The sequence below is a fragment of the Variovorax sp. J2P1-31 genome (genome assembly GCF_030317215.1).
GTDB lineage: Bacteria > Pseudomonadota > Gammaproteobacteria > Burkholderiales > Burkholderiaceae_C > Variovorax.
Window position 1 is genome coordinate 56,772 of sequence record NZ_JASZYA010000003.1, and the last position, 20,651, is coordinate 77,422.

16 protein-coding genes and 1 pseudogene are annotated in these 20,651 nt (G+C 59.4%); 5 read left to right on the forward strand and 12 right to left on the reverse strand.

Features of this window, described 5'->3' with window-relative positions; translation table 11 throughout:
• Positions 1-2: 2 nt before the first annotated feature.
• The 12 genes and pseudogenes from wecB to orn form a co-directional block, all read right to left on the reverse strand.
• Entirely contained in the window at positions 3-1,139 is a 1,137-nt protein-coding gene (gene wecB / locus QTI20_RS20210) for a non-hydrolyzing UDP-N-acetylglucosamine 2-epimerase (protein WP_286554768.1), read from the reverse strand.
• 22 nt (positions 1,140-1,161) lie between these two features.
• Positions 1,162-2,289 (reverse strand): UDP-2-acetamido-2,6-beta-L-arabino-hexul-4-ose reductase, encoded by a 1,128-nt coding sequence (wbjC, locus tag QTI20_RS20215; protein WP_286554767.1) that lies wholly within the window; start codon positions 2,287-2,289, stop codon positions 1,162-1,164.
• Positions 2,290-2,292: 3 nt separating this feature from the next.
• Positions 2,293-3,336 carry a polysaccharide biosynthesis protein gene (locus QTI20_RS20220; protein ID WP_286554837.1) on the reverse strand — a complete coding sequence of 348 codons (1,044 nt, stop codon included), beginning with the start codon at positions 3,334-3,336 and terminating at the stop codon, positions 2,293-2,295.
• Positions 3,323-4,543 carry a glycosyltransferase family 4 protein gene (locus QTI20_RS20225; RefSeq protein WP_286554766.1) on the reverse strand — a complete coding sequence of 407 codons (1,221 nt, stop codon included), beginning with the start codon at positions 4,541-4,543 and terminating at the stop codon, positions 3,323-3,325. The genes QTI20_RS20220 and QTI20_RS20225 overlap by 14 nt, the downstream gene beginning before the upstream one ends.
• Before the next feature lie 57 nt (positions 4,544-4,600).
• A complete protein-coding gene (locus QTI20_RS20230; protein ID WP_286554765.1) occupies positions 4,601-5,902 on the reverse strand; it encodes an O-antigen polymerase in 1,302 nt (433 codons plus the stop codon).
• A gap of 197 nt (positions 5,903-6,099) precedes the next feature.
• Positions 6,100-6,271, reverse strand: a pseudogene (locus QTI20_RS30790) (DapH/DapD/GlmU-related protein); the annotation flags it as partial.
• Between the two features lie 380 nt (positions 6,272-6,651).
• Entirely contained in the window at positions 6,652-7,812 is a 1,161-nt protein-coding gene (locus QTI20_RS20240; RefSeq protein ID WP_286554762.1) for a glycosyltransferase, read from the reverse strand.
• 33 nt (positions 7,813-7,845) lie between these two features.
• Positions 7,846-9,192, reverse strand: a complete 1,347-nt coding sequence (locus QTI20_RS20245; protein WP_286554836.1) for a flippase — start codon at positions 9,190-9,192, stop codon at positions 7,846-7,848.
• Positions 9,193-9,259: 67 nt separating this feature from the next.
• Positions 9,260-11,668 (reverse strand): YjbH domain-containing protein, encoded by a 2,409-nt coding sequence (locus QTI20_RS20250; RefSeq protein WP_353621766.1) that lies wholly within the window; start codon positions 11,666-11,668, stop codon positions 9,260-9,262.
• Complete coding sequence (locus tag QTI20_RS20255) at positions 11,625-12,413, reverse strand: hypothetical protein (RefSeq protein ID WP_286554760.1); 789 nt, start codon at positions 12,411-12,413, stop codon at positions 11,625-11,627. The genes QTI20_RS20250 and QTI20_RS20255 overlap by 44 nt, the downstream gene beginning before the upstream one ends.
• Positions 12,414-12,742: 329 nt before the next feature.
• Positions 12,743-14,689 (reverse strand): DEAD/DEAH box helicase, encoded by a 1,947-nt coding sequence (locus QTI20_RS20260; RefSeq protein ID WP_286554759.1) that lies wholly within the window; start codon positions 14,687-14,689, stop codon positions 12,743-12,745.
• 221 nt (positions 14,690-14,910) lie between these two features.
• Entirely contained in the window at positions 14,911-15,507 is a 597-nt protein-coding gene (gene orn, locus QTI20_RS20265) for an oligoribonuclease (RefSeq protein WP_286554758.1), read from the reverse strand.
• 70 nt (positions 15,508-15,577) lie between these two features.
• Here orn and QTI20_RS20270 point away from each other — a divergent pair, with 70 nt between their 5' ends.
• The 5 genes from QTI20_RS20270 (at position 15,578) to QTI20_RS20290 (ending at position 20,607) form a co-directional block, all read left to right on the forward strand.
• Positions 15,578-16,837: a M48 family metallopeptidase gene (locus QTI20_RS20270; protein ID WP_286554756.1), complete on the forward strand. Its 1,260-nt coding sequence runs from the start codon at positions 15,578-15,580 to the stop codon at positions 16,835-16,837.
• Between the two features lie 28 nt (positions 16,838-16,865).
• On the forward strand, positions 16,866-17,210 hold the full coding sequence (locus QTI20_RS20275) for a 4a-hydroxytetrahydrobiopterin dehydratase (protein WP_286554754.1): 345 nt from the start codon (positions 16,866-16,868) through the stop codon (positions 17,208-17,210).
• Between the two features lie 9 nt (positions 17,211-17,219).
• Positions 17,220-18,179: a ribosome small subunit-dependent GTPase A gene (gene rsgA, locus QTI20_RS20280; protein WP_286554752.1), complete on the forward strand. Its 960-nt coding sequence runs from the start codon at positions 17,220-17,222 to the stop codon at positions 18,177-18,179.
• A gap of 16 nt (positions 18,180-18,195) precedes the next feature.
• Positions 18,196-19,332 (forward strand): glycosyltransferase family 4 protein, encoded by a 1,137-nt coding sequence (locus QTI20_RS20285; protein WP_286554750.1) that lies wholly within the window; start codon positions 18,196-18,198, stop codon positions 19,330-19,332.
• Positions 19,333-19,509: 177 nt separating this feature from the next.
• Entirely contained in the window at positions 19,510-20,607 is a 1,098-nt protein-coding gene (locus QTI20_RS20290) for an acyltransferase family protein (protein ID WP_286554748.1), read from the forward strand.
• The last annotated feature ends 44 nt before the right edge of the window (positions 20,608-20,651 follow it).

A 20,651-nucleotide genomic window follows, 5' to 3' on the forward strand; every position in this document is an offset into this window, starting at 1 on the left:
GCTCAGTACTTCTTCCACACGACGCGATTCACGTAGTCCGTGTAGCTGTGGACGATGCGGACCACCTTGTCAGAGACGTTCGGCATGCTGTAGTCGGCCACCTGGCGCAGGCTGCGCTCCGCGCCGCGTGGCTGTGTCGCCAGCACGGCCAGCGCCTGCCGCACCCGCGCGACTTCCAGCCCGACCATCATCACGGCCGCTTCTTCCATGCCTTCGGGCCGCTCGTGGGCCTCACGCAGGTTGAGCGCCGGGAAGTTAAGGATCGACGACTCCTCGTTGATCGTGCCGCTGTCCGACAGCACCGCGCGTGCGCTCATCTGCAGCTTGACGTAGTCGTGGAACCCCAGCGGCTTGAGCAACTGCACATTGGCATGGAACTTCGCGCCCGTGGCATCGATGCGCTTCTGCGTGCGCGGATGGGTCGACACGATGACGGGAAGGCCATGGTCCTCCGCAACCGCATTGAGCACGTCGACCAGCTTGCCAAAGGACTGAGGCGACTCGATGTTCTCTTCACGGTGGGCGCTCACCACGAAGTACTGGCCGGCCGTGAGGTCCAGACGCTCGAGCACATTCGAAGCGTCGATGTTCGGGCGGTAGTGCGTCAGCACTTCGAACATCGGGCTGCCAGTCTTGATCACCAGGTCGGCCGACAGGCCTTCGCGCAGCAGGTAGTCGCGTGCGATGGTGCTGTAGGTGAGATTCACATCGGCCGTGTGGTCGACGATCCGACGGTTCGTCTCCTCGGGGACGCGCTGGTCGAAGCAGCGATTGCCAGCCTCCATGTGAAAGATCGGGATCTTCCGACGCTTGGCGGGGATGACCGAGAGGCAGCTGTTGGTGTCGCCCAGGACCAGCATCGCCTCCGGCTGTTCCTGTGCAAGCACCTGGTCCACCGCGATGATCAGGTTGCCGATGGTATGGGCGGCACCCGTGCTGCCCTCAGCACTGTTCAGGAAGTGATCGGGCTTGCGAACACCCAGGTCATCGAAGAAGACCTGGTTGAGTTCGTAGTCGTAGTTCTGGCCGGTGTGGACGAGCACATGCTCGCAATGTTCGTCGAGACGCGCCAACACACGCGACAGGCGAATGATCTCGGGCCGTGTGCCCACGACGGTGAGTACCTTGAGTTTTTTCATGGGGGGAAGAACTTGAAAGCGATCAGAGCGGGCAGGCGAAGGTGTCCGGCCGAGCCCTGTCGAAAATTTCATTGGCCCAGAGCATCACGACCATTTCGTCTGCTCCGACGTTGGTGATGTCGTGGGTCCAGCCGGGCACGGTTTCCACGACCTGCGGCGTTTCGCCATCCGTGAGAAATTCGTAGGTTTCGCCCGACTCCATGTGCCGGAACTTGAAGCGCGCCTGCCCTTTGATGACCAGGAACTTTTCAGTCTTGCTGTGGTGATAGTGACCGCCGCGGGTGATGCCCGCATGTGCGGTGAAGAACGAGAACTGCCCACAATCGGGCGTCTTCAGCATCTCGACGAACACTCCGCGCGCATCGCCGTGCTTCTGCACTGGGTATGCAAAAGATTCGACGGGCAGATAACTCACATACGTCGAATAGAGCGCTCGAACCAGGCCCGTGCCCACACGCTCGGTGACGAGGCTGGCGCGGCTGTCCTTGAACGCCTGGATCTGGCTCGCGAGTTCGCCTACGGTGGTGGTGTACTGCGGCGAGACCGAGGTGAAGCCGTTGGCGTCCGGTGCGGCATCGGAACCATCCATCAACTGCAGAAAGCGATCGACAACGTCGTCCACATAGACCAGCGTGACCGGCGACGAGGGGTTGTTGATCTGGATGGGCAGATCGCGCGCTATGTTGTGGCAGAACGTGGCCACCGCCGAGTTGTAGTTGGGCCTGCACCACTTGCCGAACACGTTCGGCAGCCTGAACACGTGTGCCTTGATCTTCCCGCTGCGAGCTGCGGCCAGCAAGACTTCTTCTGCGGCGCGCTTGCTGTCCCCATAAGGGTTCTGGTTCGCTGCCTGCGTCGATGAGGTGTAGAGGACGGAAACGGGTTTGCCACTCGGCGAGACGCTAGAGCCGATGGCATCGCAAAGCGCCTGCGTCAGATCGAGGTTGCCTGTGACGAACTCTTGCGGGTCCTGCGGACGGTTGATTCCCGCGAGGTGGAAGACGAAATCGACACCTTCGAGCAACGCAGGCAGTTCGGCAACGTCGTCGCCTCTCGCAAAGCACACGACCTCCACCGCTTTGCGCTCGGCCAGATGCAGCCGGAGGTTCTTGCCGATGAAGCCGTTGGCTCCCGTGATCAGGACTTTCACGACTCAGTCCTCGGCCAAGGCGTGCTCGCCACGTGCGATGCGTTGCATGAAGTCGAGTTTCAACAGCAGCTTCTTCATGCCCTCGACATCCAGGCGCGTGGTGTTGTGCGAGTTGTAGTCCTCGTTGTGCGAGCTACGGGTCAAGCGCTGCTCGCCCTCTTCCACGAACTTCGCGTAGTTCAAGTCGCGTCCATCTGGCGGCACGCGGAAATAGTCGCCCATGTCTTCGGCACAGGCCATCTCTTCGCGGCCGAGAAGAGCTTCGTAGAGCTTCTCTCCGTGGCGAGTGCCGATATCACGGACTTCGTGATCCTGTTTACCCATCAATTCCAAAATGGCCTGCGTAAGTATTCGCACCGTCGCAGCAGGAGCCTTTTGAACAAAAATATCGCCATTTTTTCCATGTTCGAATGCGAATAGCACCAAATCCACGGCATCTGAAAGCGTCATCATAAACCGCGTCATCTCAGGATCGGTGATCGTAATCGGTTTTCCCGCCAAGACCTGATTAACAAACAAGGGGATAACAGAGCCGCGCGACGCCATCACATTGCCATAACGCGTTCCGCAAATAACTGTGTTTGTACCTTCCAAGTTGCGACTCGAAGCAACCATCACCTTTTCCATCATTGCCTTGCTAATACCCATGGCATTGATTGGATATACAGCCTTATCGGTACTCAGACAAACCACGCGACTAACGCGAGCTGCGACCGCTGCCTCAAGAACATTTTCCGTTCCCAATACATTCGTGAGCACAGCCTGCATTGGATGAAACTCACATGAAGGAACTTGCTTTAAAGCTGCCGCATGAAAAACGTAGTCCACACCACGCATAGCTGCAGCCACGCTCGACCTATCACGCACATCACCAATATAGAATTTCAGCTTGGAATGACTGTAGCGCTTCCGCATGTCATCTTGTTTTTTTTCATCCCTACTAAAAATTCTGATCTCCGAAATATCAGAATCCAAAAATCGTCGCAGTACCGCGCCACCAAAAGAACCCGTCCCACCAGTAATCAATAAAGTCTTACCGATCATCATCATCCTTTGAAATTAAATTTATCAACTTACCCACTTGCACAGCAGGATTTTTTTTGGTCAGAACAAAATCTCTCGCCAACGCACCCCGTTCGTTCAGATCCTTCAATGGCATCGAGATACATCTCTCGATGCAATCAGAAAGATCAGAAACTTCGAAGCCAGCCGGCGAAAAGCAATACGAATAGTACTCAGATGGAATTCCATCTAATCTATACATAATCACGGGTCGTCCGGAGGAAAAGTATTCAATAACCTTGGATGGAAAAGAATATTTTGTAAACTCCCCCTCCGAAGATCGAGGATTAATTAGAAAGGTGGCCTTTCGCTGCATGGCGACAGCATCTTCTCGGCCAATTTGTCCAAAAAACTTTATCCGCCCATCCCGTGCCGCCGCATTTTCAACCTGGCGGTCAGCTCCACCCGCGCCACAGATCCACAACTCAACATTAGGATTCTCAATTGCGAGAAATGCATCAAGAAGCTTCAGCACACCATATCTCGGATCGAGAGTTCCCGTGTACAAGATGGATTTGGTTTGTCCGTATTCCTCGTACCCTTGGACGCCAAGAGAATCATTGGAAATTCCCTCAATAACAACTGAGCGACCGTCCTCCAAACCTAGCCTCGCCATCATATGGCGCGTCAGAAGAACCGAATACTCGACTTTTTTTATGAAAAAGTTGAACAGCGCCCGATCAATTCTCTTAAAAAAAGAAATCTTTCCACCACTGCCGGACATAAACTCCGGTAAATCCGGAACTATGACGCAAATTTTCGCCGCGAATAGCCGCCCAATCAAGAAAGCAGGAATTACAAAGGGCAAGTGCGCAGAATAAACAAGGATTACTTTTTTTTCGTTACGCCATTCCAAAGATCCCAGAGCAGAAATCAAATTCTTTGATACAGCCAATGCCCGCCAAAGCAACTTAACCCCGGAAAGATTAAGAAACCCAACCCCCAAAACACGTGCTCCCCCAAAGTTCCTCTCGCTCAAGCCAGGGAAAAAGACCCGCCTAAATCTCTTGGGATAAGAACCGACAAACGGCAGGTTTAATGCGAGTACATCGTTAGGAAGAATTGAACTCAGCCCCTTCAAGTACGCTAATTGAAGTGCATCGGCTGCATTTTGTATGACACCAAAGGAATTCCCTTCTACATACGGCCGCTGCTCCGGCATAAAGAAACCAGACAGGAATATTATTTTCATAGATGGTCACACGATAGCCTAATCAATACCATTAATTTCTTAGAACCACGCAACGCCTTAAAATCCACTCCCAACCCGCCCGGCAAATCTCACACGAATCCCCGCACACAACAGGACAATTATCAATGCACCAGATTGCAGCTTCCAGGTCAAAGGAGACAAAATTGCGCTCATGAAAAATATAGACGAAATAAAAATATATCGCATGCTCCATGAGATCAAGAATTTCCTCAACATCACTGCCGAGAGAGCGCCGAAAAATGATCCAAACAAGATTACGCCAGCAACACCAAAATCATAGTAAAAACTAAAAACGGCTGTATACAAAGCGTTGAAATCATTCCCCCCCCCGATGTCGATTTCATCCCCAAGCAATGCCCCCACCCTCCAGACCGCAGGATCTCCAGTTGCCCCAGCCATCTTGATCAGATACGAAAATATTTCGTCAAATCCACCTAAAGTTAACCTCCCAAACTGATATCCGATAACCGCATCATAATTTTGGTAGGCAAACTGAAAAGCCCGAAATGCGCCGACGCAATAAAGAATCGCTTGCTCAACAAAGGTATTGTTAGCAGCCAGGAAGCTAGAGAGATCAATTTCATTGGCAAGCGTCATGCGTGAGGCAGTCGCATAGACCGAAAGCAAGTAAAGAAAAGCCATTACCAAAAAAATCCACTTCCCGCTCCTTGCACCTTCACCAGAAAACTTTCTGATGGAGTTCAAGAAAATCATAATCACCGCAATCTCCACTGCGATATTTCTTCCAGCACCAAATGCCAGATATAAAACACATACGACCAAAGCGAGAAGCCAAGAAAAGCTCTTTACACGTCCAAAAACGACGCCGAAACTCAAAAGAAACTTAGCCCACCAGACAACTCCGACAACGAGATAGTTGAATGCAGCAAACTCAACTCCCGAAGTAAATATTTTCCCGATTTCGTACTTGGCGCTTCTAGACTCCCCAAGCCCGGAAATCTCAATGAAGTTAAAATACTTGATGCAGTAATAGCTCAAGATCGCAGCACTCACCAATAGAACCGACACCGTAACACGGCTATTCATCGTCGCATCATAAGATGTCAACAAGGATGCGATTTGCGGCTGTGCAACCGGCTTCCTACCGAAGGCACTTGAGAAAGCGATTACGTACGACGCAATAAATACAAAAAATAAAAAATACACCCCCCACTCAATCCCATTAATCCCAAAAGGATTAAGCGATGAGATACAGAGCAACAACGACCACCATATCGCAAATCTGGTCACCCAAGTACGAGCGACCCCTCTTTGCACCAATCGTGATGCGAAGAAACAGAATGGCGCCAATAAAAATACTATGAAAATTGTCGACAAGCGCAATCCCTATGACAGCAAATTCAATTGCCTAACAGTGCAACGTCTAGCCAGCAACTAGTCGCTTAGATAATTTGAGCCGCTTGACGATTGAGCCGAATTTATTAGCAAATCAACGTCAACAAATAATTTTGCATTCGCCTCGATCCAATTCATTGGCCTCGCCCACCAACGAATTTCAGCAAGGGACTTTATTTGACTCTCTGAAAATCTCATTTTTATCATCTTAGCTGGAACTCCACCCACGATGGAATAAGGAGGTACATCCCGAGTGACAACTGATCCAGCTGCAATAATGGCCCCATCCCCAATGCAAACCCCTCCCTTTATGAGAACGTGTGATCCGATCCAGACATCATTTCCAATCTTAGCGAATCTTCCATTCGACTGACTGCCTACGGTTAGGGCTTCAGTAAATAGTTGCTTTTCTACATAGCTAAATCCAGCCTGCTTTAGGGTGGAAAAAAATGCAGGGTGTGTAGACGCAAATATTTCCGAAGGATGACGATAAGGAAGGACCTCAACATTGCTCGAAATGGAACAAAATCGCCCAATCTCAACATTTGGCAATACGCTAAATTCTCCGATATAAGATGCGTACCCTATGCGAGACTGTGATGCCACAACTCCACGGTGAAGGGTATTTTTACCCTCCAACTCAGTTGAGAAATTAATCCTGGCCGTCAAAGAAATTCTAGAATCGCACCGGAATCGAATCCAGACAATGTAAAGACATCTAAGAAAAAATTTCATTTTTTGAATATTTTTCTTCTTATCGCCGCAATATACAAAGATAGCGCCGAGATAAGCATCAGATACTTTGCCGATGAGCGAACCTCATAAAGATATTTTCTCGCCATGAGGCGATTTTCCATTTTACGAAATTCTCCAACGCGTGAGCGATCGTATAGAAAAATATCGTTTCCAGCGATACCCAAAATTACATTCAAATCCATAGGCCGAAAATTACGTGAGAAGGATTTCACTACAGCGTAAGGATGAGATTCATCAGTCAACAAATACTTTTTCGTTGGGATTTTGTTTCCATACAACGAAACATCAACCATTTCGCTCGGCAATCCCAAGAAACGCGGCAACGCTTCATTCTCAAAGAACGCATCGTACCTAGAGATATCTTCAAATTTCTCAGATCTGCGATAGTCTCTTATTTCTCCCATTAGTAGGGGGACCTGATAAGCAGAAGATCCGAAAGCATGCTCGCCTACGTCAGAGAAATTTGTAGTTAGTGAAACTTTCGGATAGAGAAAGTATTTCCCAGTCTCCACCAAATATTTGTTGTGATATTTGAGCCAGGATTTGGCCGACCAATTAGCCACTTCGCTAGGAAATGAGTCAGAGTGCAACTCGCTTTCGTCTACCCCATCAAGCCAATCCACAAATTCTCGCCAACTCCCCCTACTCCATATCTGCCCCCAAGATGATGCAATTTGAAGCGCAAAGATGTCGCATCCGTCATCTATAGCAGAGAACGGCCGATCAACGTAGGGATTCCATTGATGAGAGTAAAGCGATATCCCGGCAATTTTGCGCTCTCCACCATATACGTCAAGCATTTGCAAGCCATACTCGTAGAAATACGGAGACACGTACAGGTCATCTTCAAGCACGCAAATATTTTCATACTGCTTCGTAAGATCGCCGCAAGCAAGAACATGTTTTTTGAGTCCTAGTCGTTCTTGATGGCAAATAATCGATTTCTCGCCATATGGCCAAACGACATCTTTGGCGCATCGCTCCACTGCATCATCGCCACTTTTATCAATGCTTATAATCAACGGAACATTGCCGACCTTATATTCCGCTTTCAAAAGACTTGAAATCAGGCGCTGCAAACTTGCAACCCTATTATAGGCAATAACCACAATGGCTAACGGACGATCTGTTCTCACGCTACTCCCCGAAATTCAAAAACCGTCACTCACTCAATGCCGCCAACGACTTTGCCAAGGCGGAAGAAATGAAACGAGGCTTTTGCATTGCATCCAAAATAGAACTCGCGTCCTTTTTATAAACGCATTGAAAAAGAAGCACGCCATCGCTTGTGAGATGACGGTTGCAACCGCTGCCCCCAACGCCCCAAATCGAGGAATCAAAACAAAATTTAGCGCGACGTTTAGCACAGCGCCTGCCAGCGTTCGATAGAAACTGAGTCTCTGCAAATTTTCTGCCAGAAACCATCTGCTTCCTGAAACCCCTAAAAAGACAAATACACAGGCCCAAATATGGATTCCAAAAATGGCGGATGCATCAGAATATTCCGCACCGTAGAAAGCAGACACGATCTGCTTCGATAGGAGGCTCAGAGGGAGCGCGATTGAAATAGCAACAATGGTTAACGCGTTAAAAAACTTCTGCAGACGATCGAGAAACTCTTTTTCTCCAATTTTTTTCGCCTTAATAATAGACGGAAATACTGCAGCCGAAATTACGATCGGAATAAAATAGAAAACTTCACTCAAACGGGTTGCCGCAGAAAACACTCCAACGGCCTCATCCCCAACAATTTGCCCAAGCATTATTTGGTCGATCCGCATGTAAACAGTGACCGCCAATCCAGAAAGAATTAAAGGCCAACTCGCATGAAGTAATTTTTTTGCCTGCTTGATTGTCCACGTCCAAGATCTGAACGAAGATCCAGATCGGCCATATATCGAGAAAAGCCCTAAGGTCATCAACGCCGATTCGACTAATCCAACCCAGACAAAAGCAAGCAAATTCGCATCGGATAGAAGAAGAAGGATTTTTAGGATGCTCGTTAAAATGAAGGCGCCATTGTCAACAAGAACAGAGTTACGCAAAGTGCTGCGCGCTTCGAACCAATATCGAATAACATCACCGGCTCTAAGTACTTGTCCGCCTCCAATTATCATCACCATCCATATCCCGAGGGTATCATCTGGGCGAACAAAATGAATAGCCGCAACCATTAGGAGCAAAGAAAAAATTCCCGAGATCACCTGCAAGGCAAATGCAGTTCCGAGAATTTCATCTTTATCATTTTGAAAATTTATGAGATCGCGAACTACAATGCTATTCAATCCAAGCGTGGCAATCACAGAGAATAGCCCGGCAAAAGCAGTTGCGTAATTTAGCTTTCCAAAATTATCAGGTCCAAGGTGCCGTGCAATCCAAACGCCAATGACAAGACCCCCGATCATTCGGAATATCTTCTCAAAGAACAACCACCCGATATTTCCCAAAACCAAGCGAAGGCCTGGTCTGTTTTTCGAGTATTCAGAGAGGGAATAGAGGACTGCCCTGACCCCCATCAATCAAAATTCCTCTTTAAAAAATTCATGAGGTATGTGGCCAATTTTATTTCGGTCATTCTTATATTTAATACCGCGCAGCACTTCTAATTCTCGGCATGTTGTCCTCAAAGTAATTCAAGCCCGCGCGATCGAAGTTGAACGTCCGATCCAGCATGGAGACATTAGCACCCACGCCTTGATTGGTACTCAGCACATTGGAACCCTCGCGTATGACGGTTTCAATGCCATACGACCACCTCGGATTTCCAGTCACCTGCACCGGGTAGGTCGGCGACATGTCCTTGCGTGGGGTGAGCGGAATCGACAGTTCGATACCCGCCGACGTACGTGACGCAGCAGCCCACTCAAACTTGGTGCGCCGCACATAAAGCGTGATCGCGACGTCGTCGAACCACTGCTTGATGCCAAAGCGCACACCGCGGTCGTTGTAGAGGAACTGCCCTGCCGTCACCTCTGCGTAGGTGCGCGTGGGTGTGTAGGCGTAGCGGTAGCTGGCCAGCGCGGTTCGCGAATGGATCGGCAGGTTGGCGTCGTAGAACTGAATGCGTTCGAAGCGCCCTGCTTCGGCATGCAGCCGATGACGTCCTTCGCCCGGTTCCCAGCGAACTTCGCCATAGGTGCCACGGTAGTTGGCATCGATGCGGCCAGCGGCCACATGGCCCGTCAGCGCGTTGGCGCCCCACAGCGCGGCCGTCTCGGCGTTGTCCTTGCCGAACAAACGTTCCACTGGCAGGCGGAACATCTGATGGACCATGTAGCGGTCGGTCTGGTTCACGAAGCGGCTGTTGCCGAAGACCTGGCCCTGCTTGTAGTCGTCGGAGTCGTGGATCGGCGTGTTGCCAGCCACCTCGGCCCAGGCGCCAGACCACAGCGGTTGCTGCAGCATGGCACGCAGGGCCAGCGAATGGTCGAACACCCCGTACTCGCTGGCAACAGCACTTCGCAGCACCGGTTGCAGGATGATGCGCGGCGTGGCCCAGCTGGGCGAGCGCCCGTCGACGACCCAGCTGGCGTCGGCCAGCAGTGCGTTGATCGCGGTGGTGCCGGGGGTGTAGAGCTGGCCCGCGGTGCAGCGCGCCGGGCCGAGCGCAATCCATTGCGCCAGGCAGTCGGCCTGGCCGGTCACGCCCACGATGTCGAGCTGGCGCTGCATCAGCACCAAGCGGTAGCCCGCGCGTTGCGCCGCAAGGTTGCGTGCGATCACGCCCAGCGCCACGCCCAGGCCGTCGGCCGTGTTGACGTTGTAGCTGGCGTTGTTCACGCGCACGGCGACAGCGCCGTCGGGCGCGCGGCCCACGCGGATGTCCTCGAAGCCCTTGGCGCGCAGCGCCTCGCCCAGTGCGACGAGTTGTTCGTCGGTCACTGGCGCGGGCGGCGGGGGCGCCGATGCGGCGGCGGCGTTGGCCGCCACCATGGCGCGGGTCTCTTCCGAAGCGGTGGGCGCCACGCTGAGCAATGCCGACGCCGGCGGGCGCGGGCTCACGTTGGGCGGCGACAGGTCCGGCTGCAAGGGCACGTCGGACACGCGCAGGCCGTCCTGCGAGAAGGCCTTGCGCTCGGCCGGCGGGGCCGGCGGCGTCGACGAAGACGGGAACACGGTGGCCGTGGTCGTCGTGGTGGTGATGGTCGACACGGCGGCGGGGCGGCTGTCGGGCACCTTGTACAGAGGCACGTTGAGGCCGACGCTCAACCAACTGCGCGCGGTGCGCTCGTCGCCGCGCAAGCGCACGTTGGCACCCACGTGGGCCGACCAACCGGCCGGCAGCCATTCCGAGGGTGCGTAGACGCGGGCGCCGGCCCAGGCCTGGCTGTCGACGTATTCGATGTGCGTCTGCAGCCAGGGCAAGGGACGGTAGGCCGCGCTGGCGAAGGGGCCGTCGAGCGGCGTGCTGACGTTGCGCGCGGTGCCGCGGCGCGCATAGCCCACGGTCAGGTCGAGCGGGTCGACGGGCGTGTACGTGAGCACGCCATACAGCGAGCGGAAATTGCCGGTCTCTCCGCCGACGTCGGTGCCGCCGGCTGCGATCTTCCAGCGGCCGTCGCGGTCGATCTGTGCGCCGGCCTTGAAATTGAAGGAGAGGTCGCGGATGCCGCAGTTGGCGGTGTAGCAGTTCGTGTTGAAGTTGCTGCTCGCAATGCGGCCGGAGATCTCCAGATTGGGCAGCAGGCCGAAGCCCGCGACCAAGTTGTGGCCACTGGTGCCGTAGCGGTTCGTGATCGGACCGCCTACCACTTCATTGTCATAGCCCAGCGACGCACTTCCCCAGGGCAGCAGCTGTGCCGTGGGGGTGACCGACAAACCGGTCGCACCGCTCGCGTTGAGCGACGGTGCAATTTGTGCGTGGGCTGGGGGCACCGCCGCCGCGCCCGCCAGACCGAGCAGCGCGAGGGCGGCGGCTAGGACTGGCGATTGCGGGTACGGTGCGCGATCAGCCTCCGGTGCCACCGGTGCCGCCGGTGCCGCCGGTACCACCCGTACCGCCCGTGCCGCCCGAACCCGGGGTCGGCAGCAGGTCGCCGGCAGCCTTTGCGATCGCCAGGATCGCGGCCTTCAAGCTGCCGTCAGCGTTTTGCAGCACCGATGCGGTGTTGTCGAGCACCTTGTCCAGCGGCGAGCCGATGGCGAAGGAGGTGGAGTCGAAGTTGCCGGCGGCGGCGATGATGGCATCGGCTTGCGCACTGGTCAGGCCCGAGCCGACGAGTTGGTCCTTGACCACCTTGAGCACCGAAGCGCGGTACGTGGCGACAGTGGTGGACGAGCTCACGTTCGCGGCGAAGGTGCTGTCCGAGCGGATCTTGGCGATGAACTGGTCCAGGGTCAGGCCAGTGCTGCCGCTTGCGGAAGCAGCGAGCACGGTCTCGACCAGCAGGTCGGTCAGGGGCGTGAAGTTCGAGATGTTGCCGCCGAACAGAATGCCGCGGTAGGTGAGCGTGCCGGCCTTGGCGGTGCCGATGCAGGGGTAGGTCAGAGCAACGCGGCTGCTGGCAAATGCGCCGTTGGCATCGGAAGTACTCGTGACACGGGCGCCATTGGCGCAGGTCATGTCGACGGTCGCATTGGCCAGCGCAGCGCCGCGAGCGGTCGTGCCGTTGACGGAGATTTCCGAGCCTGTACCGCTGCCGCCGCCACCACCGCCGCCGCCACATGCAGCCAGACCGAGAAGGGCTACGGCCGAAACCAGGAACTTGGCGCGTGCCGATTGCGTGAAGTTTGTCATCGAGTTTTCCGCTCTGTGAGGACTGGGGGAACCCGGTGCGCAAAGCGTGCCGGGCGCAATTGAAAACTGCACGAATTCATCTGTCGATCAAGTCGAAACAGAGGAATACGGCGAGGAAACACCAAATAACTCGCCATTTTGACGATTGTTAACGGTGGCGAGGGGAGTGTATCAGTCCAGAATCGGCACGCATCCCCCATTTATGCCATTCCGCAAGACGGTGAAACCCCGGGTCCAGAAAAGTAAATCGAAAGCAATAAAAAAGGCCGATCAATCGCTCAGCGAGCGATTGATCGGCCTTTAAATGCCTGAAATTGAATACTAATTAATTAGCGGCTGGGCTTGAATGCGCGCTTGGCTGCGTCGCGCGGAACAAACACTTTGCCGCCGCCGCCTGCGCCACGGGGAGCGAAGTTCTCGCCGCGGGGGGCAAAACCTTCGTTGCGCGGTGCGAAGCCTTCGCCACGCGAGGGGCCGCCGGCACCGCGCGGAGCGCTGTCGCCCCAGCCCGGCTTGCGGCCGTAGCCACCGCCGCCCTCGTCACGGCCGCCGCCGAAACCGGCGTTGTGGCCATGGTGCGGACGGGCACCCGGTGCCGCGCCGCGCGGGCCGCGGTCGTTGAAGCTGCTGGCGCCGGCATAGCTGCGCTCGTTGCCGCCGCGGTCGTTGCCGCCACCGAAGTTGCCGCCGCCGCCGAAGTTGCCACGCGGGCCGGCACCGGCACCACCGCCGAAGCGGCGTTCGCCACCACGCGAGTGGTTGTCGCGGCCGCGGCCGGCGAAGTCGCCTTGCGGACGCGATTGCGGCATGCGCTGCTGGGGTTCGAGGCCGGGGATGGTCTCGGCCTTGAACTGCTGGTGGCTGTAATGCTCGATGTCCATGATCTTGCGGCGATCGCGGAACTCGGCAAAGGTCACGGCGATGCCGTCGCGGCCGGCACGACCGGTACGGCCGATGCGGTGGGTGTAATCCTCGGCCTTCATCGGCAGGCCGAAGTTGAAGACGTGGGTGATCGTGGGCACGTCGATGCCGCGGGCGGCGACGTCGGTGGCCACCAGGATCTGCACCTGGCCCTGGCGCAGCGCCATCAGGCGGCGGTTGCGCAGGCCCTGGCTCAGGGCACCGTGCAGCGCCACGGCGCTGAAGCCGTCTTGCTGCAGGTCGTTGGCGAGGCCGTCGCACTCGACCTGGGTGCTGGCGAACACGATGGCCTGGTTGATGGTGGTGTCACGCAGCCAGTGGTCGAGCATCTTGCGCTTGTGCTGGACGTTGTCGGCCCAGAACAGCACCTGCTTGATGTTGGCGTGCTTCTCTTGCGGCGAATCGATCTGCACCTTCTGCGGCTGGCGCATCACGCGGGTGGCCAGTTGCTGGATGCGGGGCGCGAAGGTGGCGCTGAACATCATGGTCTGCTTGCGCGCCACGGTGAGCTGGTTGACTTCGGCCAGGTCGTCCGAGAAGCCCAGGTCGAGCATGCGGTCGGCTTCGTCGACGACCAGGAACTGCACCTGGTCGAGCTTGATCTGCATCGAGCGTTGCAGGTCGAGCAGGCGGCCGGGGGTGGCGACCACGAGGTTGGCGTTCTGCAGCTTGGCGATCTGCAGCTGGTAGGGCATGCCGCCCACCACGCTGGCCACGCGCAGGCCGCGGCAATGCTTGACCAGGTCGATGGCGTCGTGCGCGACCTGCTGCGCGAGTTCGCGCGTCGGGCACAGGATCAGGGCGCCGGGGGTGGCGGCCTTGAAGTTGCGGGTGTTGGTCGGGTCCTTGCGCTTGGCCTTCTTCGGGGGCGCTTCGCCACGGGCGGCGGCCTCGTCGGACAGGCGCTTGAATTCGGCCTTGGCGATGGCTTCGGCTTCGGCTTCCTGCTTGAGCAGGGTGTGCAGCACGGGCAGCAGGAAGGCGGCGGTCTTGCCGCTGCCGGTCTGGCTCGAGACCATCAGGTCGATGAAGCGGGCATTGCCCTCTTCCGAGCTGCTCAGGGCCAGGGGGATGACCTTGTCCTGCACGGCGGTGGGCTGGTCGAAGCCGAGGTCGGCCACGGCGGCGACGAGTTCGGCGGCCAGGCCGAGGCGCACGAAGCCGTTGGGCAGCTTGGGCGCTTCTTCGGCTTCGTTCACCGCAGCGGCTGCGACGGTGTCGGTCGGCTCGGCGGTCTCGGCCACGTCGTGCAGCACCTGCACGTCAGCGGTGTTGGATTCAATGACAACAGCGAAGTCGTCAGCGGATTGCACAGGCGCGGAATCGCCCTGCGCTTGGATGTAAGCGTCGGTCATGTAGATAGCTCATACGCGAGCGCTGCCGTAGGCGGCGCCCCGTCGGGTGGTTAAAAACATCAACCATCCAACGACATTCAGCAAGAACTACGACCGGAGGTCTGCCTTGGCTGCGGCCCGTTCATCGGGCGCGGTGTGCAAGATAGGGAGATGCGAGAAACGCTGCACTGTGCAGCGAAGCCCCCGATTATGACACATCCCTGGGGTTTTTACCTAATCAATCAGTCTTCCAGGCGAAGGAATGTGCTGCGGTAGTGCGCCAGTTCCTCGATGGACTCGTGCACGTCGGCCAGCGCCGTGTGGGCCTGCTGCTTCTTGAAGCTGGTGTAGGCCGCGGGCTTCCAGCGCTTGGCCAGTTCCTTGAGGGTGCTGACGTCGAGGTTGCGGTAGTGGAAGTAGGCCTCGAGCTTGGGCATGTACTTCACCAGGAAGCGGCGGTCCTGGCCGATGGTGTTGCCGCACATGGGCGAGCCCTGCTTGGGGATGTAGCGCGAGATGAACTCGAGCAGCTGCTTCTCGGCGGCGGCTTCGTCGATGGTCGAGGCCTTGACCTTGTCGATCAGGCCGCTGCGGCCGTGGGTGCCCTTGTTCCAGGCGTCCATGGCGTCGAGCACGGCGTCGCTCTGGTGGATGACCAGCACCGGGCCTTCGACGCGCGGCGTGAGGTCGGGGCCGGTGATCACCACGGCGATTTCGAGCAGGTGTTCCTTCTCGGGGTCGAGGCCGCTCATTTCGCAGTCGAGCCAGACCAGGTTCTGGTCGCTCTTCTTCAGCGTGGGGACGGGTGCGGCGGGGGTCGGAGCGGTGGATTCGGACATCGCCGGATTGTCGTCGATGGTGTACGGGCACCGCGTGGCGTCACGACCCGCGGGCTAAACTCGGCGACCCATGTCACAAGCACTCGGCTTCACCTGCGCCTTCGCCGCCGCACTCCTCGTCGGCCTCGCCGTGAAGTTCTGGCTCGCCACGCGCCAGATCCGCCACGTGGCGCGCCACCGCGACGCGGTGCCGGCCGTCTTCGCCCAGACCATGACGCTCGCGGCCCACCAGAAGGCGGCCGACTACACCATCGCCAAGACCCGCTTCGGCCTGCTCGAGATGGCCTGGGGCGCGGCGCTGCTGCTGGCCTGGACGCTGCTGGGCGGCCTGGACCTGCTCAACAAGGTGCTGCTAGTGTGGATCGGCGGCGGCATGGCGCAGCAATTGGCGCTGCTCGCGGCCTTCGCCCTGATCGGCGGGCTGCTCGACCTGCCCTTCACGCTGTGGCAGACCTTCAGGCTGGAAGAGCGCTTCGGCTTCAACAAGATGACCTTCAGGCTCTGGCTGGGCGACGCGCTCAAGGGCACGCTGCTGGGCGCGGTCATCGGCCTGCCGATCGCGGCGCTGATCCTCTGGCTCATGGGCGCGGCCGGCGAGCGCTGGTGGCTCTGGGCCTGGGCCGCCTGGACCGCCTTCAACCTGCTGCTGATGCTGGTCTACCCGACCTTCATCGCGCCGCTGTTCAACAAGTTCAAGCCGCTCGACGACGCCGGCCTCAAGGCCCGCGTGACGGCGCTGATGCAGCGCTGCGGCTTCGCGGCCAAGGGCCTGTTCGTGATGGACGGCAGCCGCCGCAGCGCGCACGCCAACGCCTACTTCACCGGCTTCGGAGCCAGCAAGCGCGTGGTGTTCTACGACACGCTGCTGCGCCAGCTCAACGCGGGCGAGGTCGAGGCGGTGCTGGCGCACGAGCTGGGCCACTTCAAGCACCGCCACATCGTCAAGCGCATGGTCACGATGTTCGCGCTGAGCCTGGCCGGCTTCGCGCTGCTGGGCTGGGTGTCGAGCCAGTCGTGGTTCTATGCGGGCCTGGGCGTACAGCCCAACATGGCCGCGCCCAACGACGCGCTGGCGCTGCTGCTGTTCATGCTGGCGGTGCCGGTGTTCGGCTTCTTCGTGGCGCCGCTGTCGGCCCGGATGTCGCGCAAGCACGAGTTCGAGGCCGACGCCTATGCGGTGGCCCAGACCAGCGGCGCCGACCTGGCCGCCGCGCTGCTCAAGCTCTACCAGGACAACGCGTCGACGCTCACGCCCGACCCGGTGTTCGTCAAGTTCTACTATTCGCACCCGCCGGCCTCGGAGCGCCTCGCGCGCATGGGCGCGGCCTGATGCCCTTCTTCTCCGGAGATCCCGCACCATGACCAGCATGCTCAACATCAAGGACTGGAAGAACACGCCGCCGCGGCGTGCCCAGAGCGCCACCGAGATCGTCAGCGCCCTCGCCCGCCTCGAGGGCTGGAAGCTCACCGGTGACGGCGCGGCGGTGGCGATCGAGAAGACCTATGCCTTCGCGAACTACTTCGAGACCATCGCCTTCGTGAACGCGCTGGCCCTGGTGGCGCACCGCTTCGACCACCACCCCGACCTGTCGGTGCACTACAACCGCTGCGTGGTGCGCTTCAACACCCACGACGTGGGTGGCATCTCGGCCACCGACTTCGAGTGCGCGGCCCAGGCCGACGCCCTGCTGGCGGCTGCATGAGCCTCGACCGTGGCTAAGCCACGCAGCGCCACGGCCGCCCCCCACGCCGCGACCCCCGCCGCCGCCCTGCACGACGGCCTGGTGATCGCGAGCCACGGCCGCCATTGCCTGGTCGAGACGCCCGAGGGCGAGCGCCGGATCTGCCATCCGCGCGGCAAGAAGAGCCAGGCCGTGGTCGGCGACCGCGTGAAGTGGCAGGCCAGCGAGGACGAGGGCACGATCGAGAAGGTGGTCGAGCGCAGGAACCTGTTCTACCGGCAGGACGAGATCCGCACCAAGTCCTTCGCGGCCAACCTCGACCAGGTGCTGATCCTGATCGCGGCGGAGCCCGAGTTCTCCGAACACCAGCTGGCGCGCGCGCTGATCGCGGCCGAGGCCGAGCGCATCACGCCGATCATCGCGCTCAACAAGCGCGACCTGGCCGTGCCCTTCGAGCGTGCCTGGGCGCGGCTCGAGCCCTACCGGCGCATGTACCCGGGCGTGCTGTCGCTGGCGCTCACTGCCACCGGCGCCGAAGACCGCGCGCTGCTGATGCAGCAGCTGGCCGGCAAGAGCACGCTGGTGCTCGGGCCTTCGGGCGCGGGCAAGAGCACGCTGATCAACCTGCTGGTGCCCAGCGCCTCGGCGCTGACCAACGAGATCTCCTACGCGCTCAACTCGGGCAAGCACACCACCACCAGCACCACCTGGTACTGGGTGGACGCCGAGCGCCGCACCGGCCTGATCGACTCGCCGGGCTTCCAGGAATTCGGGCTCAACCACATCGAGCCCATGCAGCTCGCCAAGCTCATGCCCGACATCGCCGCGCATGCCAACGACTGCAAGTTCTACAACTGCTCGCACCTGCACGAACCCGGCTGCGGCGTGATCGCCCAGGTCGACTCGCCCACCCATCCCGGCGAGATCCACGCCACGCGCTACCGCATCTACGGCGAGCTCTTTGCCGAGCTGAGCCAGACGCGCTACTGACACCCGACCGTCGGCCATGAAGGTCCTGCTGTACTCCCATGCCTTCCACCCCTCGGTGGGCGGCGTCGAAACCGTGTCGATGGCGCTGGCGCAGGGCTTCCTCGCCAGCGGCGGCATCGCGTGCCGGATCGTCACCCAGAGCCCGGCCGGCCCCGGCGCGCCCGTGGACTACGGCTTCGAGGTGTTCCGCAGCCCCGGCCCCGCGCAGCAGCGCGAACTCGTGCGCTGGGCCGACGTGGTGCTGTTCAACGGCGCCAGCCTGGCGCTGCAGCCCTGGGTGCTGCTGGCGCGCAAGCCCTTCGTCTGGGTCCACGTGGGCTACCAGGTGGGCTGCATCGACGGGCTGGGCTGGGTCGACAACGCGGGCGCGCCGCTCACGCCGCTCGCGTCGGTGCGCTTCCATGCGCGCCGCAGCGGCTGGCTCACGGCGCTGCGCCAGGGGCTCAAGCTGGGCGTGCGGCGCGCCGTCGCGCACCTCGCGGTCGACCGGCACGTGGCGATCACGCAGTGGATGCAGCAGGCGCTGCCGCTGCCGCGCCAGGTGCAGATCTACAACCCCTTCCCCATCGAGCAGTTCGCCGGCGCCGACACGCCCGACCCCGAGTTCGACTTCTTCTACATGGGCCGGCTGGTCCAGGAAAAAGGCGTGGACGTGCTGGTGCGGGCCTTCGCCGAGCTGCTGCGGCGCCACGGCCCGGGCCCGCGGTTGCTGCTGATCGGCGACGGCGCGGCCCGACCCGCCATCGAGCAGCTGGTGGCCGAACTGGGACTCGCGGACGCGGTGGTGTTCGCCGGCCGGCAATCCGGCGCCGCGCTGGTGGCGGCGGTGGGCCGCGGCGGCATCGGCATCATCCCCTCGGTCTGGTGCGAGCCCATGGGCGGCGTGGCGATCGAGCTCATGGCCGCGGGCAAGTGCCTGATCGTGTCGGCGCGGGGCGGCCTGGCCGAGTGCGTGGGTGACGCGGGCCTGACCTTTCCCAACGGCGACCCGACGGCGCTGGCCGAGCGCATGCAGCAGCTGCTGGCCGACCCGGTGCGCCGGGCCACGCTGTCGTCGATCGCGCGCACGCGCGCCAGGGAATTCCGGCCCGCGCGCTTCGTGGCCGAGTACGTCGCGCTGCTGCGGGAGGTGATCGCGCGGCGCCAGGCCTGAGGCAGCGCCGGGCGGCGAGGCCCCACCGAGGCGAGGTTCGGCGGGCCGTCGTTCGCCCGCACGCCCCACCCCACGCCGGCCCATCCGAAGAACTTTTGTTTTAAAAAGTCTTCTTGCATCGCGCATCGATCGATACACTCCGGCGGCCCGATCCACTCCCCCACCAGAGCCCGCCCCATGTCCAGCCGCATCGACGAAATCACGGGCCTCCGGTGCTTCGCGGTGGCGATGGTGGTGCTGACCCATGCCGAGCACACCGCGCCGAGCGGCTACACCGGCTGGCTCAGCCCGTTGAAGATGCTGGCGAACGGCAACCAGGGCATCCTGCTGTTCTTCGTGCTGAGCGGCTTCCTGATCACCGGGCTGCTGCAGCGCGAATTCGCGAACAGCGGCCGCATCGACTACCTCGCGTTCTACCGGCGCCGCACGCTGCGCATCTGGCCCGCGTCCTACTTCTACATCCTGGTGCTCATCGGCCTGACCATGGCCGGGTTCATGCGCATCGACTGGCGGGAGTTCCTGACGGCGGCAGCCCACATCTGGAACTACGGCGCGCTGCTGCACATCGCGCCCATCGAGGGCAGCCAGGGCGGGTGGTACTTCGGGCACTTCTGGACCCTGGCGCTCGAGGAGCAGTTCTATTGGATCTGGCCGCCGATCCTGATCTGCCTGCTGCGCCAGCGCGACGACCGCCTGCTGATGGCGCTGATCGTGGCCATTCCGCTGGTCCGGATCCTGTTCTACTTCGCGGCGCCCGCGCAGCGCGGCCAGCTGACCATGATGCTGCACACCGGGCTGGACCCGATGCTGATCGGCGGCCTGATGGCCCTGCGGCAGCAGCAGTTCGCCGCCGCCCTGACCCGCTGGCGCCACCGCCACGCCCTGCTCACGCTGGCGGTGGTGCTGTTCGTCGTTGTGACGCCCGCGATCGGCTCCATCCTCAAGGGCGCCTGGAACGTGACCTACGGCCAGACCATCGATGCGCTGCTCGCGGCCGTGATCATCCTGGGCATCGTGCACGTCAAGGACTTCTGGCTGAGCCGGCTCTGCAGGCAGCGGATCCCGGTGTTCATCGGCACCATCTCGTACAGCCTGTACCTCTGGCAGCAGCTCTTCCTGAACCACGACTTCGCCTATGCGCTGGCCTTTCCGTTCAACATCGTCCAGGCCTTCGCGGCCGCCTGCATCAGCTGCTTCTTCATCGAACGGCCGTTCCTGCGCATGAAGGACCGGCAGCGGGTGGATGGGGTGCCGGTGGCTTCGCGCGCGGGGTAGGTTCGGCAGGGAGATCGATGCGCGGCTGGCGGCGCCGCATGTCG